Annotated in this window: 13 protein-coding genes; 2 read left to right on the plus strand and 11 right to left on the minus strand. The window is 62.1% G+C overall.

The features are described 5' to 3' along the window. Positions 1-59: 59 nt before the first annotated feature. From OIN59_RS17000 to OIN59_RS17050, 11 genes are all read right to left on the minus strand, one after another. Positions 60-422, minus strand: a complete 363-nt coding sequence (locus tag OIN59_RS17000; protein WP_274112253.1) for a carboxymuconolactone decarboxylase family protein — start codon at positions 420-422, stop codon at positions 60-62. A 58-nt stretch (positions 423-480) separates the two neighbouring features. Then, positions 481-672 carry a YgaP family membrane protein gene (locus tag OIN59_RS17005; RefSeq protein WP_274112254.1) on the minus strand — a complete coding sequence of 64 codons (192 nt, stop codon included), beginning with the start codon at positions 670-672 and terminating at the stop codon, positions 481-483. A gap of 85 nt (positions 673-757) precedes the next feature. Continuing rightward, positions 758-1,138, minus strand: a complete 381-nt coding sequence (locus OIN59_RS17010; RefSeq protein WP_274112255.1) for a rhodanese-like domain-containing protein — start codon at positions 1,136-1,138, stop codon at positions 758-760. A 39-nt stretch (positions 1,139-1,177) separates the two neighbouring features. Beyond that, a complete protein-coding gene (locus OIN59_RS17015; protein WP_274112256.1) occupies positions 1,178-1,624 on the minus strand; it encodes an OsmC family protein in 447 nt (148 codons plus the stop codon). 52 nt (positions 1,625-1,676) lie between these two features. After that, the gene (locus tag OIN59_RS17020; protein ID WP_274112257.1) at positions 1,677-2,537 is read right to left on the minus strand and encodes an MBL fold metallo-hydrolase; all 861 of its coding nucleotides are present in this window, start codon (positions 2,535-2,537) and stop codon (positions 1,677-1,679) included. Between the two features lie 66 nt (positions 2,538-2,603). Continuing rightward, positions 2,604-2,897 carry a rhodanese-like domain-containing protein gene (locus OIN59_RS17025; RefSeq protein ID WP_274112258.1) on the minus strand — a complete coding sequence of 98 codons (294 nt, stop codon included), beginning with the start codon at positions 2,895-2,897 and terminating at the stop codon, positions 2,604-2,606. Positions 2,898-2,937: 40 nt separating this feature from the next. Beyond that, positions 2,938-4,347 (minus strand): TolC family protein, encoded by a 1,410-nt coding sequence (locus tag OIN59_RS17030; RefSeq protein ID WP_274112259.1) that lies wholly within the window; start codon positions 4,345-4,347, stop codon positions 2,938-2,940. 13 nt (positions 4,348-4,360) lie between these two features. Continuing rightward, complete coding sequence (locus OIN59_RS17035; protein ID WP_274112260.1) at positions 4,361-4,570, minus strand: YgaP family membrane protein; 210 nt, start codon at positions 4,568-4,570, stop codon at positions 4,361-4,363. Between the two features lie 77 nt (positions 4,571-4,647). Continuing rightward, the gene (locus OIN59_RS17040; protein ID WP_274112261.1) at positions 4,648-5,934 is read right to left on the minus strand and encodes an NAD(P)/FAD-dependent oxidoreductase; all 1,287 of its coding nucleotides are present in this window, start codon (positions 5,932-5,934) and stop codon (positions 4,648-4,650) included. 43 nt (positions 5,935-5,977) lie between these two features. Next, positions 5,978-9,307, minus strand: coding sequence for an efflux RND transporter permease subunit (locus OIN59_RS17045; RefSeq protein ID WP_274112262.1), 3,330 nt, complete (start codon positions 9,305-9,307; stop codon positions 5,978-5,980). 1 nt (position 9,308) lies between these two features. Then, positions 9,309-10,379: an efflux RND transporter periplasmic adaptor subunit gene (locus OIN59_RS17050; protein WP_274112263.1), complete on the minus strand. Its 1,071-nt coding sequence runs from the start codon at positions 10,377-10,379 to the stop codon at positions 9,309-9,311. A gap of 92 nt (positions 10,380-10,471) precedes the next feature. Here OIN59_RS17050 and OIN59_RS17055 point away from each other — a divergent pair, with 92 nt between their 5' ends. Beyond that, positions 10,472-10,810: an ArsR/SmtB family transcription factor gene (locus tag OIN59_RS17055; RefSeq protein ID WP_274112264.1), complete on the plus strand. Its 339-nt coding sequence runs from the start codon at positions 10,472-10,474 to the stop codon at positions 10,808-10,810. 476 nt (positions 10,811-11,286) lie between these two features. Next, a partial coding sequence (locus tag OIN59_RS17060; protein ID WP_274112265.1) for a M10 family metallopeptidase occupies positions 11,287-13,915 on the plus strand: 2,629 nt, incomplete at its 3' end.

Here is a 13,915-nt window from a genome sequence, read left to right on the forward strand (position 1 = left end):
CTGAAGGTGGTTTTTGCGTGACGAGCGGCGACGGCTGGGTGGCAAAGCAGGCCAGTGCTTCAGGCGGTGGTGGTGCCGGTAGCGGCCATGGAGTCCCAGGCCTTGAGCGCCTCGGCGGTGTACATAAGTGCCGGTCCACCCCCCATGTAAACGCATACGGCCAACATCTCCTCCAGTTCCGCACGGGTGGCGCCCAGCTTTTGCAGCGCCTTGACATGGAAACCGATGCACCCAGAACAGCGCTGGGTTACGCCAATGGCCAGGGCAATCAGCTCCTTGTGTTTGCTGGTCAGCGCCCCTTCTGCCATGGACGCCTGCGCCAGCTGTGCAAAGCCGCGCATGGCTTCGGGCTGGGCCTTGCGAAAGCCCGCCAGGTTTTCGTTGATGTCTTGAATCAGACCCTTGTGGTCAAACGTGCTCATCCAGAGTTCCTCATTGGTGGGTGGCGAATGCCAGCGGTGGCAGGCGCCCGCCACGGGTTCATTTCTTCATGGGGCAGGTATTGATGCCGAGCAGCGTGTAAGCCGGGCAAAACCGAAACAGGCCCGTGGCCAGTGGCACCACTCCGAGCCACCCCCACCAGCCCACCGTGCCGGTGGCAGCCAATGCGATCAGGATCAGGCCGGCGACGACGCGCAGCACGCGGTCTATGGTTCCTACGTTGATTTTCATGATGGTTCCTTGCTCTGAGGTTGCGGTCCTTAGACGGACCTTTCTTGCACAAGGGCAGTGAACGCGGGATGCGTTCACTGCCCGGTCAATCGAAAGAGGGCGACGAAGGTGCCGCCACGGGCTTGCCCGCAGCCGCCCACGCGTCAAAGCCGCCCGTGATGGACTGCACCTGCAGGTAGCCCATCTCGTGCATGGCGCGTGCGGCCAGTGCGGCCCGGCCACTGGTCTTGCAATACAGCACTACCTTGAGGTCGCGGGCAGTGAGCTCGGGCATGCTGCTGAGCTTGAACTCCAGCGTTCCCCGAGAGGCGTGAATAGCGCCAGGGATATGTCCGGCCTGGTACTCGTCGGCCTCTCGCACATCGATCAGCACGTCGGCCGCGCGGATGGCTTCGTCGGCCTGGTCCAGCGGAATCTCCTGCACCAGGGCTTTGGCTGCAGTGACCAGATCGTGGGCTGTTTTCATGGGTTGTGTCCTGTAAAAAGAATGGGCGGGGCAGCTATGTCAGTGCAGTGCGACGTTCTCGGCGTCCAGTACGGTGAGCCCGATAGGGATGCTTTGGCCCACGCTCTGCGTGACCGTGCAATAGCTCTCGAACTGGCTGAGCACACGGTCGAGGTGTTGCAGCTGCGACGCAGGAACCCCCAGGCGCAGGGTGGCGTCCATGCGCAGAACTCGCAAGCGGCCTTCGGGGTTACGTCCTACCTCGGCCACCACTGTCGTGCGCAAGGGTTCGGGCGACTGCTTGAATTTCCGCAGGGCAAAGAGCAAAGAGTCGCTCAGGCAGTTGCCCACCGCCGCGCACAGCAGCTGCACGGGCGATGGCCCCATGCCGGAGCCCAAGGGCGCTGGCTCGTCTGCGATCAGAGTGGGCACGTCGCCGCCGAACGTGATCTCAAAACGGTAGTCCTGTTGTTGGACCAACTCAATGGCGATTTTTTCATTGCTCATGGGAATCTCCGGTGCACTCCATGCCAGAGTGAAGGGTGCCGTTCGTAAGGTGTCACAGTGCGTTGATCGGTATCTTGAGATAGGTCACGCCGTTGTCTTCGGGTGGGGGCATCTCCCCAGCGCGGATATTGACCTGCACCGATGGCAGGATCAAGACCGGCATTTCCAGCGTCTCGTCGCGCCGGGTGCGCATGGCGACAAAGTCGTCCTCAGACACGCCGTCGTGCACGTGGATGTTGTGGGCACGCTGTTCAGCGACGGTGGTCTGCCACGCAATGGCACGCCCGTGCGGCGGGTAGTCGTGACACATGAACAGACGGGTTTCACCGGGCAGGCTCAGCAGTTTGCGCACCGACTGGTACAGCGCGCGTGCATTGCCGCCTGGAAAATCGCAGCGCGCAGTGCCTACATCGGGCATGAACAAGGTGTCGCCCACCAGCACAGCATCGCCAATCTGGAAGGCCATGCAGGCTGGGGTATGACCGGGCACCGCCAATGCCCTGGCCTCCAGCCGGCCAATACGGAACACCTCGTTGTCTTGCAGCAGGTGGTCAAACTGGCTGCCGTCGGGGCGAAATGCAGGCTCCAGATGAAAGAGCTTCTGGAACACGCCCTGCACCTGGGCGATGGCCGAGCCAATGGCAATGCGGCCCCCGAGTTTGCTGCGCAGATAGTGCGCAGCCGACAGATGGTCTGCATGGGCATGGGTCTCCAGAATCCATTGCACCGTGAGACCATGGGTCTGCACAAACTCAACGATGCGCAGCGCAGAGTTCGTGTGGGTGCGACCGGACTTGGGGTCGTAGTCAAGTACCGAATCGACCACCGCACAGTGCCCACCGGGCTGGTCAAAGACCACATAGCTCACCGTCCAGGTGGCGTCATCGAAGAAGGCTTGGATCTGGGGTTTCATGGGTTCTTCCCTGCAGCGTTGTCAGTGTGCGCTGCCTGGCGACAGCGGCTTGATGCGGCGGGCACGTCAGCCGCGCTCCATAGGCAAGCCCAGGCGCAGGGCCACACTGCTGACCCCACCGCCATTCGCCACCTGGGTGTACCCCTGTGCCTGCAGCCACTGAGCAGCCATGCCAGAGCGCGCACCCGACAGGCAGCAGAGCACCAGGGGGCGGTTTCGATCCGGCAGGGCAGATATGGCCTGCTGGGTGAAGGTGTCCAGAGGCAGGTTGATCGATCCAGCCACGTGGCCAGCGGCAAATTCGCCCTGTGATCGGACGTCAACGACCAGCGGAGTGTGTGAGGTGTTAGCGGTACTCATGGTGGTGAAATGTTGCGGTCTGCGCGGTTGTGCAAATGGGTTAGTGAAGGGCGGGGGCCGAAATCTGCTGGGCATCCGTGGCAGCCTGCAGTGCTGCCTCATCCAGTCGGTTGACCAACGCCATCAGTTGCAGTTGCTCTTGCGCCATGCGGACCTGGTGCTGCAATAGCCTGGACTGGGATTGCAGCGCGTCGTTCTGGGCCTGCAGCAGATCTAATGTCGTTCGGTCACCCACCTGGCGACCCAATTGGGTGGCGTCGAGCCGCATCTGGGAGGCAGCGCGCGCAGCCTCCAGCGCCTGGGTCCTGGCCACCCCCGACTGAAGCTGCAGCCAGGTGGCGCGCACCTGTTGGGCCACTGTCAAGCGGGTGCTGTCGAGGTCGGCTTGCGCTTTGTCCTGCATGCGCAACAGTTCCTGTTGGCGGGCTTCCAACTGCCCCCCAGTGGACAAGGGCACCTGAATCTGCACGCCCACCAGGTACTGGCTGGCAGAGTTGCTGGCAGAACCCCAGCGCCCCGATCCAGACAGCCTGTCCGCGCCCGCCTGGGCCACCAGGTCCACCTTGATGCTGGCCGAGCGTGTGGCTTTTGTGGCTTCCTGTTCGGCCAGGGCCAGCATCTGGGCCTGGGTGCGCACCTGAAGGTTGTCTTGCGTGGCCGTGTCAAGCCATTGGGTGAGGGGAGGGAGTGCTGTGCTGGCACTGGCTGGCACGGTTTGACCCGAGAGCGGGGCGGGCCCCTGCAGGGGGGGCAGTGGTTTGGCATGCCAGCCCGTTGCCTGGGCCAGCGCCTGGAGCGCAGTCTGCACCTCTACGTCTGCGGCCTGCACTTGCGCGGCAAGTTCCAGTGCACGCGCCTGGGCTTCACGCACATCGGTGACGGGGGCGTCGCCCAGCGCAAAACGGTCCTGCGCCTCCTGCAGTGCGCGGTCCGTGGCCTCCTGTTGGCGCAGCAGCAATGTGTGCTGCTGCTGTGCCAGCACTGCAGCGAAGTATTGTTGAGCGGTCTTGAGCATCAACTGCTGTTGCTGCGAGGCCGCCTGCAGTTCGGCCAGGTCGGCGGACAGCATCAGTTGGCGCCCTTGGGCACTGCGCTCCGGGTTGTACAACGGCATGCGCGCCTCGATGCCCAGACGCGCGCCCGGCCCGCTGTGGACCGATGTATCAAACCCGACGCCAGGGGTCTGGGCAGCGCCTGGCATGGAAAAAGCAGCGCCCTGAGCGGAAGTGCGCGACCCCATGGCGCCACCGGTGGCCTGGGCGGACACCGTGGGGTTCCACAATCGGCTGGCCTGCATCCGGCGCGCCTCGCCAGCGGCCCGCGTTGCATCGGCCGCAGCCATGTCTGGGTGCTGCTGTCTGGCGGCAAGCCATGCTTCTCGCAAATCTGCAGCCTGGGCGGCACCCAGGCCACAGGCCAGCAAGGCAGCGCTCAGCAGTAGTTTGCGCATGATGTGCTCCTTTTCAGCAGCCAGGCCGAACACCCAGTTTGCGCAAGATGGTTTCCATGAGGCACCATTTGGTCAGACCGCTTTGCAGAAGGTTGACCCCTACGAATGCCGTAAAAGCCAACCACCATTGACTCACGAAGATGGGGCTGCCTGGGATGCCCAGCGCCAGGGAAAGCAGGATGAAAGTGCCAGCAACCACGCGAACGACTTGCCATGTTGTCATGATGAACTCCTTGATGAAAAAATGAATCTCTGCCTGCCTGTGCGCCCCGCCTGACGGGGGGCAAGGCAAGCCCAAGCTCAGGGTGATTTGGGATCTTGCAAACGGGTGATTCCCAGCAGCTTGAGCACGTATTTTTCGTAGATGGGCTCTGAGTTGCCGGATTTCATCTTGTTGATGAAGTATTTCTCGAAGGCGATCTTGCCCAGGTGCACCCATTTACCTTTCTTGAACCAGTTGACATTGCGCGGCGGTATCTGCGGCAGCGCCACAAATGCCGCACCGGTATCGCCCATGTCGGCCAGACAGATGGCGTTCCAGGTGGCGGTCGCGGTGGCTGGTTGTCCCGCTATCTCGGCGGCAATGTTGTGCACGATGGCCGACACCATGGTTTCGATCATGTAGCCCGTCTTGGGCGCTCCGGTGGGTACCGGTGTGACCTCTACCGGCGGGATCGCGACACAAACACCGGCCGAGAAGATGTTGGGGTAGGCCTTGCTGCGTTGGTGCTCATCGATCAACACGAATCCACGGGGGTTACAGAGCCCAGGAACGGACGCCACGGCGTCCACGCCCTTAAAGGAGGGCAGCATCATGGAGAGCTTGAAGTCCAGCTCATGCGCCTGGTACACCTGGCCCTTGTCATCCAGTTGCTCGACGAACATCTTGCCGGCATCGACCCGCGTGGTGCGCGCGTTGGTGATCCACTTGATATCCTGACCGCGCAGTTCGCTCTCCAGCATGCTCTTGCTGTCGCCCACGCCCCCAAGGCCCAGGTGCCCGATGTAGGGCTCACTGGTCACAAAAGTGATGGGCGCCTTGTGGCGCAGCTTGCGTTTGCGCAGGTCGGCCGCCACGATGAAGGCAAACTCGTAGGCAGGACCAAAGCAGCTCGCACCCGGCATGGCGCCAATCACCATCGGACCGGGCGCTTCCAGAAATTTCTGGTAGTCCCTCCAGAAGTGCTCGGCATGGTCCACCGAACACACGGAGTGGGTATGCCCGTGAACAGGGCCTGCGCCGGGCACTTCCTCAAAGGCGAGCCGGGGCCCGGTGGTGATGATCAAGTAGTCGTACGCAACGGTGTTGCCGTCCTCCAGGGTCAAACTATTGCCGGGCGCGTCAATGGATTGAACGGCCTTGGCGATGAAGTCAATCCCTTTGCGTTCCAGCAGGGGCCTGATTTGCAGCACGATGTCATCGCGCTGTCGCCAGCCCACTGCAATCCAGGGGTTGGAGGGGACAAACTGGAAATAGTCCACTGCGCTGATGACGGTCACTTTGTCCTGCGGGGCGAGCTTGCTGCGCATCTCATACGCCGCAGGCATGCCGCCGATGCCTGCTCCAACAATCACAATGTGTGCCATGGTTGTCTCCTGGGGGTGAACGTGGGTGTTGACCTCTGGCCGTTCAATGTTGAACGGGCGCCTCTGGAGGGCTGTACTCAGGGGGTTCTGCGGGCCCGGAACCGCCGGGTTCGGAGTCCGTACCACGGTGGCGATAGGCCGCGTAGTACAGGGTTGGAATCACCACCAGGGTCAGCATGGTGGAGACGAAGATGCCGAAGATCAGCGAGATGGCCAGGCCATTGAAGATCGGGTCGTCCAGGATGAAGAACGCACCGATCATGGCTGCCAACCCGGTCAGGACAATGGGTTGCGCCCGCGTGATGGCCGAGTGGACGATGGCCGTCTTGAGAGGCACGCACTCGCGCACCTGCAGGTTGATGAAGTCCACCAGCAAAATGGAATTGCGCACGATGATGCCGGCAAGCGCGATCATTCCGATCATGCTGGTAGCGGTGTATTGCGCGCCCAGCAGTGCATGGCCCGGCATCACGCCAATGATGGTCAGCGGAATGGGCGCCATGATGATCAGTGGCGTGAGGTAGGAGCCAAACTGCGCGACCACCAACAGGTAGATCAGTATCAAGCCCACCGCATAGGCAGCTCCCATGTCTCGGAAGGTCTCGAACGTGATCTGCCATTCCCCATCCCACTTGAGCGCGTAGCCCCTCAGTGCATCAGCGGGCTGGCGCACAAAGTATTCCTGCACCGACCCACCGTCGGGTGCAACGATACGGGCCACGGCACTACGTGCCTGGAACATGCCGTAAAGTGGGCTATCCACGCGGCCGGCCATGTCGGCGACCACAAAATTCACGGGCAAAAGATCCTTGTGGTAAATAGGCTGCTCACGCAAGGTGTCTGTCACCGTGACCAGCTCGCGGATCGCCACCAACTGGCCTTGAGAGCCCTTCACTGTGAGCCGTAGCAATGCTTCAAGATCGCCATGGCTTTCGGCGGGCAATTGCATCAGTACCGGTGCGGGGTACTTGCTGCCATCACGCAGCCAGGTGGCTGCTTCACCGGCAAGGCCCGCATGCAGCGTGCTCACGATCGCCTGCTGAGGAATCCCTAACAGCGATGCCTTGCGCCGGTCCACGATGAGCAGCTTGCGGGGCGCGTTGGCTATGCTGCTGTCATCCGCATCCACAATGCCTTCTGTACCTGCCAACGCGGCGCGTACGGCACGAGCCACCTCACGCCGACCTTCGGCTTCCGGGCCATACACTTCGGCGACGATGGGGGACAGGACCGGCGGACCCGGAGGCACTTCCACCACCTTCACATTGGCGCCGTGGCGCAGACCGATCTGCTGCAGCGCAGGGCGCACACGCATGGCAATGGCGTGGCTCTGATCCTTGCGGTGGTGCTTGTCCACCAGGTTCACCTGGATATCGCCCACATCACCGCCTGAACGCAGGTAATACTGCCGGACCAGGCCATTGAAATTGATGGGGCCCGACAAGCCCGCATAGGCCTGGTAGTCGGTCACTTCGGGCACCGTGGCTAGATAGGCGCCCAGCTCGTGCAGTACGGCGGCCGTGCGCTCCGCCGGCGTGCCCGCAGGCATGTCCACCACAACCTGGAACTCGGACTTGTTGTCGAAGGGAAGCATTTTCAGCTGCACCCAACCCAGGACTGGCAATGCGACAGAAAGGGCTATGAGCGCAGCCACCCCCAGTCCCAGGCGGCGGCGGTTGCGGCCACCGTGGTTGTCGTCCAGCAGGGGGGTGAACACGCGTTCGAACATAGGCGCGATACGCGCGCTCAGACCGCTATGCGCAGAGGTGGCCTGCCCCGTCTGTGCTCCGGCATGCTCTTTCATCCACAGGCGGGCCAGCCATGGCGTGATGACGAAAGCAACAGCCAGCGATAGCAGCATGCCCATGCTGGCGTTGATGGGGATGGGACTCATGTACGGCCCCATCAGCCCACTCACAAACGCCATGGGAAGCAATGCAGCAATCACGGTGAAGGTCGCGAGGATCGTTGGGCCGCCTACTTCGTCCACGGCATGCGGAATGATCTCGCGCAGGCTGCGGCCAGGGTGCAACTGCTGGTGCCGATGGATGTTTTCCACCACCACAATGGCGTCGTCCACCAGTATGCCGATGGAGAAAATCAGTGCAAACAGCGACACCCGATTGAGCGTGAACCCCCACGCCCAGGATGCAAACAGTGTGACCGTGAGGGTAAGCACCACCGCCACGCCCACGATGGCAGCTTCGCGCCGCCCCAAGGCCAAGAAGACCAGGGCAACCACCGAAGCCGTGGCGAACAGCAGTTTCTGAATCAGCTTTTGCGCCTTGTCGTTGGCGGTGGCTCCATAGTTGCGGGTCTCGGCCACTTCGACACCCTCGGGAATCACGGTGTTGCGCAACTGCTGCACGCGCTGCATGACTGCATTGGCCACATCAATGGCGTTTTCTCCAGCCTTCTTTGTGATGGTCAGTGTGACGGCAGGGTATTCATCCACGGTGCCTTCCTCGCCAGCGCGGCTGGCCTCAGCACGGCGGGGCACGCCGTGCCAGACATAGCGGCTGGCGGGTAGCGCACCGTCCTGCACTTCGGCCACGTCTTTCAGAAACACCGGTTTGCCAGAGCGCACGCCCACCATCAAATCCGCCACCTCGTCAGCGCGTGCCAAAAACGGGCCACTGTCCAATTGCACAGACTGGTCTGCGCCCAGCAGTTCACCCACGGGCAACCCCATGTTGGCGGACTGAAGCGCCCGCCGCAGGTCGTCCACCGTGGTGCCGGTGGCGGCCATGCGATTCGTGTCGATCTGCACCAGGATGGCGCGACCGGGCCCACCCAGCGTCTGAACCTCTCGCGTTCCGGGTACACGCTTGATTTCAGCTTCCAGGCTATGCGCCACGCGCTCCAGCGCGAAAGCGCCCGAGGTTTCATCGCGTGTGTGCAGGGTCAGCGTCACCACGGGCACATCGTCAATGCCCTTGGGCTTGATGATCGGGTCGAGAGCGCCCAGTCCTCGCGGTAGCCAGTCAGCGTTGGTGCGCAGGGTGTCGTGCAGTCGTACCAGCGCCTGGGTGCGTGGCACTCCCACCTTGAACTGCACCGTCATCACCGCCATACCGGGCCTTGATACCGAGGTGACGTGTTCCGTGCCCTGCATTTGCGACAACACCTGCTCGGCGGGTATCGCGATCATTTGCTCGACATCGGACACCGCAGCGCCTGGAAACGGCACGATGACATTGGCCATCGTCACATCGATCTGAGGCTCTTCCTCACGGGGGGTCACCATCACCGCAAAGACGCCCAACAAAAAGGCCACCAAGGCCAGCAGCGGCGTGATTTGAGCACTCAGGAACAGCGCCGCAATACGCCCTGAAATACCAAGCGAAGGGGAGGGGCGGGGTGTGTGGTCCATTTCAGCGCACCTTGGCCGCAGCCTGTGGTTGGACGGCAACGCGTTCGCCAGCACGCACGCCGCTGAGCACTTCGACCAGATCGCCCACGGGTCGGCCCAGGCGCACCTGGCGCAGCAAAGGGCGCCCTTGCTCGTCAAGGACATAAAGCCCGGTCATTTCGGCGCGGCGTACGACGGCACTGGCGGGAACAAGCAGTGGCACGTGGGCCTCGGTTGCAGCGTTCATTGGAGCGGATGCGGCCTCGTTGAGCCACAAACGGGCGAACATGCCCGGCGCTGCGCCGACAGTGCCTGCTGGGAGTTCAACGCGTACCTGGCTGGTGTGGCTCTGCGGGTCGACAGTGGGCAATACCTGCGCCTTGGACAGCGGCACGCTGATGCGGGATGGCGCCAGCCCAGGCACTTCCACTTCCACATTGCCTGCAGCGCTGCGCACGAGTGCCGCCTGCAACTGGCCCAGGGAGGCGGTGACGCGCATCTGAGTGGGGTCGTACACAGTCAAAAGCGGCTTGCCGGGCATGGCCATATCACCGATGGTGGTCGGCACCTGGCCAACCACCCCGCTGAACGGGGCCTTGATGACATAGAAGCCGGACTGCGTGATTGCTGCGCCCGACTGTGCTTGCGCGGCCTGAACCTGGGCCTGGCTGGCGCGCCACTGCGCCTCTGCCCGATCCAGCGCCGCCTGGCTGATGTATTGCTTTTGGAACAGTTGCTTCTGGCGGTCGTATTCCTTGGACGCCACCTGCTGGGCGGCACGCGCGGCCTCCACCTGGGCCGCACTGGCCGTCGCGCTCTGCTGCGCTGCACGCGCATCGATGCGCACCAAGTCCTGGCCCGCCGTGACGCGGTCGCCAGCCCGCACATTCAGCTGTATGACAGCCCCTTGCACTTGGGCCGACAAGGTGGCGTCGCGGACAGCCTCCACCTGGGCGTCGATGCTGCTGGCCCACTGCATGGAGGCAGGTTTGACCACGTAGCTGGCGATAGGGGGCTGTGTGTTGTCACCCGCAGCCCAGGCGCTGGATACGCTCAGGGCAAGCGCTGCGGTCAACATGTGCGAGGACTTCATGCAGGACTCCGGTAGGACTTTCTTTGATTATTTAACTAATCAATTAATTAGTCAATAATGTATCATGCACAACATTGCACGGAGGTCCAGTGATGAAAGAGATGCCCCCCGAAGCCCTTGAACAGGTTGCTTCCTATTTCCAGGTTCTGGCCGAACCTACGAGGTTGCGCATCCTCAATCTGCTGCGCACCGGAGAGCGCAACGTGGGTGAGCTGGCGCAGGCCTGCGGATACACAGCCGCCAACGTATCGCGCCATCTATCGCTCATGACCCAAAATGGGCTCGTCTCCAGGGAGGGGCGGGGCACCAGCGTGTACTACCGGCTGACGGACGAGTCTGTGGATGCGTTGTGCGACCTTGTCTGCGACAACATAGCCCGCCGCTTGGAGCGCGACACTGCGGCGCGGGCGCTTTTCAAGACGCCGCGGTGACCGGCCGGCTTCACTGTTTGTTCCACGCGGTATTGGGGCATGTCATCAATCAATCCTGAAAGCGTGGAAGTGTTGTTCCGCCCAGGCCAACTGCATCGTGGATGCAGCCAGATGGATGACTGCTAGGAAGTTGCAGCAAGCGACACCAGAAGCCGCTGGGCCGTCTTGCACGCTGCCGCGTGCCAGGAGGGCGAAGCCCCAACGTGACTAGCCGCATCCATTCCCCCACGCTGGAGAACTGCAGTTCACGCGGTTATCGCCGTTGCTGGTGGGCCTGGAACACCTCGTCGACCCAACTCGTCGGCAGTGCCCTGTCTACCCCGGGGAATCAGCAGCTTAGATGGTCAAGCTCTAAACCCCTTGAAATGGATGCCACCAAGGGGGCTCAAATATTTCTTGCCATGTCTCTTGAAACAACATAGGCAGTGGTGCCCCTATCCGATAATTGAAATAGTTTTTATATCTTTGGTGCAGGCATGAGCAGTCCGTCCCCTTCGCTTCAGTACGTCCCTCTGTACCCCACCGACAACGACGACGCGCTGACAGCGCTAAAGTCGGAAGAGAGTTGGTTCGGCCAAAGCTTTTCGGGGGGCGGCAACGGTATCGGCGCAAGTGTCTTGGGGGTGTATCAATTCGATCCATCCACGGACATCGGTAACTTTACGGTCCAGGGTTTATCGGTTCGCAATTTGGCAGGAGGCGTGAAGTGGGGCATCGAAGGGCTCGAGAGCGGGGCTTCCTTGACCTACAGCTTTCTCGTGCAGGGCGTGTCGCTGTACGAAGAGGATGAAGGAAACAGTGCCATCACCTCGTCCTTCAGCGCGGCACAGAAAGCCGCCGCGCAGACGGCCATGCAGAAATATGCCAACATAGCGAACCTCACTTTCACGCAAGTGACGGACACGGCCACCTCGGCGGGAGACATCCGCTGGGGCAATTCAGACATGCCACCGACTGCATGGGCATACTTTCCGTCCACATCGGGGGCTGGGGGGAACATCTGGTTTGGCACGGCCTACAGTGACTACCAGAATCCCGTGGTCGGCGGCTACGGGTACCACACGTTCATCCATGAGCTGGGCCACGCGATGGGCTTGAACCATCCGCATACATCCACGGCCAACACGCCTGTACCTGGGCATGACGTGTTGCAGTACTCCATCATGAGCTACCGCGGGTATGTGGGGCAAACCTTGGGTTCGGGCTACAGCCTGAGCTACTTCCCGACAACGCCGATGATCGACGACGTTGCCGCGCTGCAGGCCATTTATGGCGCCAATATGACCTACAAGGCGACGAATACCGTCTATTCGTGGGGAGCCGGCGCCCAGATATTCGAGACCATTTGGGACGCGGGTGGCATCGACCACATTGATGCATCTAATCAGACCCAGAGCGCCATCATCAACCTTCGTCCCGGCACGCTGTCGTCCATTGGCGCGTCCATCTGGAACGGAAGCTTCTATATGCGAGACACGCTCGGCATCGCCTACGGTGCGGTGATCGAGAACGCCACAGGTACGGGCTATTCAGACATCATCTACGGCAACTCGGCAGCCAACTCGCTCGCGGGTGGCGCTGGCAACGATACTTTGGATGGCGGGCAAGGCAACGACACCCTCAGCGGCGGGGCGGGGACGGACACGATCGTGCTGGCTGGCGCCCGCAACGCCTATGGGGTCACCATGTCCACCTCCGCAGAAGTTGTTCTCACGGGCAACGGACAAATGGTGACTGCACGTGATGCCGAGCAATTCCAGTTCGCCGACGGCACACAAACGCTGAGTGAACTCCTCGGAAATACGCCAACTTCCGGCCCAGATCAGATCACCGGCACCGCCGACGCCGACGCCATCAATGCACTGGCGGGCAATGACAGAGTTCTTGGATTGGACGGCAACGACACCCTGATCGGCGGGACAGGCAACGACACGCTGGAGGGTGGCGCGGGCGACGACACCTATGAGGTGGATGTGACCGCAGACGTGATCGTGGAGACGGCTGACAACGGAACGGACCTGGTGCGCGTGCACCTGGCTTCGGGCGTTTTTACGCTGACTGATAACCTGGAAAGAGCCATCGTCACCTCTGCTGCAGCAGTCGGCATCACAGGCAACGGCCTGGCCAACCTGCTGACCGGTAACGCCGGGGCCAACACTCTCACAGGTGCCGAGGGCAACGACACGCTGGATGGCGGAGCGGGCGGAGACCGCCTGGTGGGCGGAGCAGGGGACGACAGGTACATCGTGAACATGGCCAGCGATGTGATCGTGGAAGCTGCGTCGGAGGGGGTTGATCGCGTCCAGGTCAGCTTCACGACGACAGGCACTTATGTGCTGTCAGCCAATGTGGAGAACGCCACGGTCGTCAATGCGCTGAACGTGAACCTGACGGGCAATGCCGAGAGCAACCTGCTCACCGGTGGTGACGGCGTCAACCTGCTCAGTGGTCTGGCGGGCAACGACACCCTCGTGGGCGGGCTGGGCAAAGATACGCTGGATGGCGGGACTGGTGACGACACGGGGATCTTGCTGGGCAATCCGGGAGACTACACAGTCAGTCGGACCGCCACTGACGTGATCCTCACCCGCACTGGCCAGATCGTGACCACCCGTGGTGTTGAGAATTTCGTGTTCGACGGCGCCGTGACACGCACATTGGCACAACTGCTCGGAAACTCCATCAGCGCTTTTGCCGACACGGTGACTGGCACCACAGGCGACGACACCATCAACGGGCAGGCCGGTAACGACAGCATTATCGGTCTGGACGGCAACGACACCCTGATCGGCGGGACAGGCAACGACACGCTGGAGGGTGGCGCGGGCGACGACACCTATGAGGTGGATGTGACCGCAGACGTGATCGTGGAGACGACAGACAACGGCACGGACCTGGTGCGCGTGAACCTGGCTTCGGGCACCTACACGCTGAGTGCTCATCTGGAAAACGCCATCGTGACCTCAACCGCTTCTGCGGGCATCACAGGCAACGGCCTGGCCAACCTGCTGACCGGTAACGCCGGGGCCAACACTCTCACAGGTGCCGAGGGCAACGACACGCTGGATGGCGGAGCGGGCGGAGACCGCCTGGTGGGCGGAGCAG

Origin of the sequence: Acidovorax benzenivorans (assembly GCF_028680575.1) — a bacterium.
In the GTDB taxonomy this organism is placed as follows: domain Bacteria; phylum Pseudomonadota; class Gammaproteobacteria; order Burkholderiales; family Burkholderiaceae_C; genus Acidovorax; species Acidovorax benzenivorans.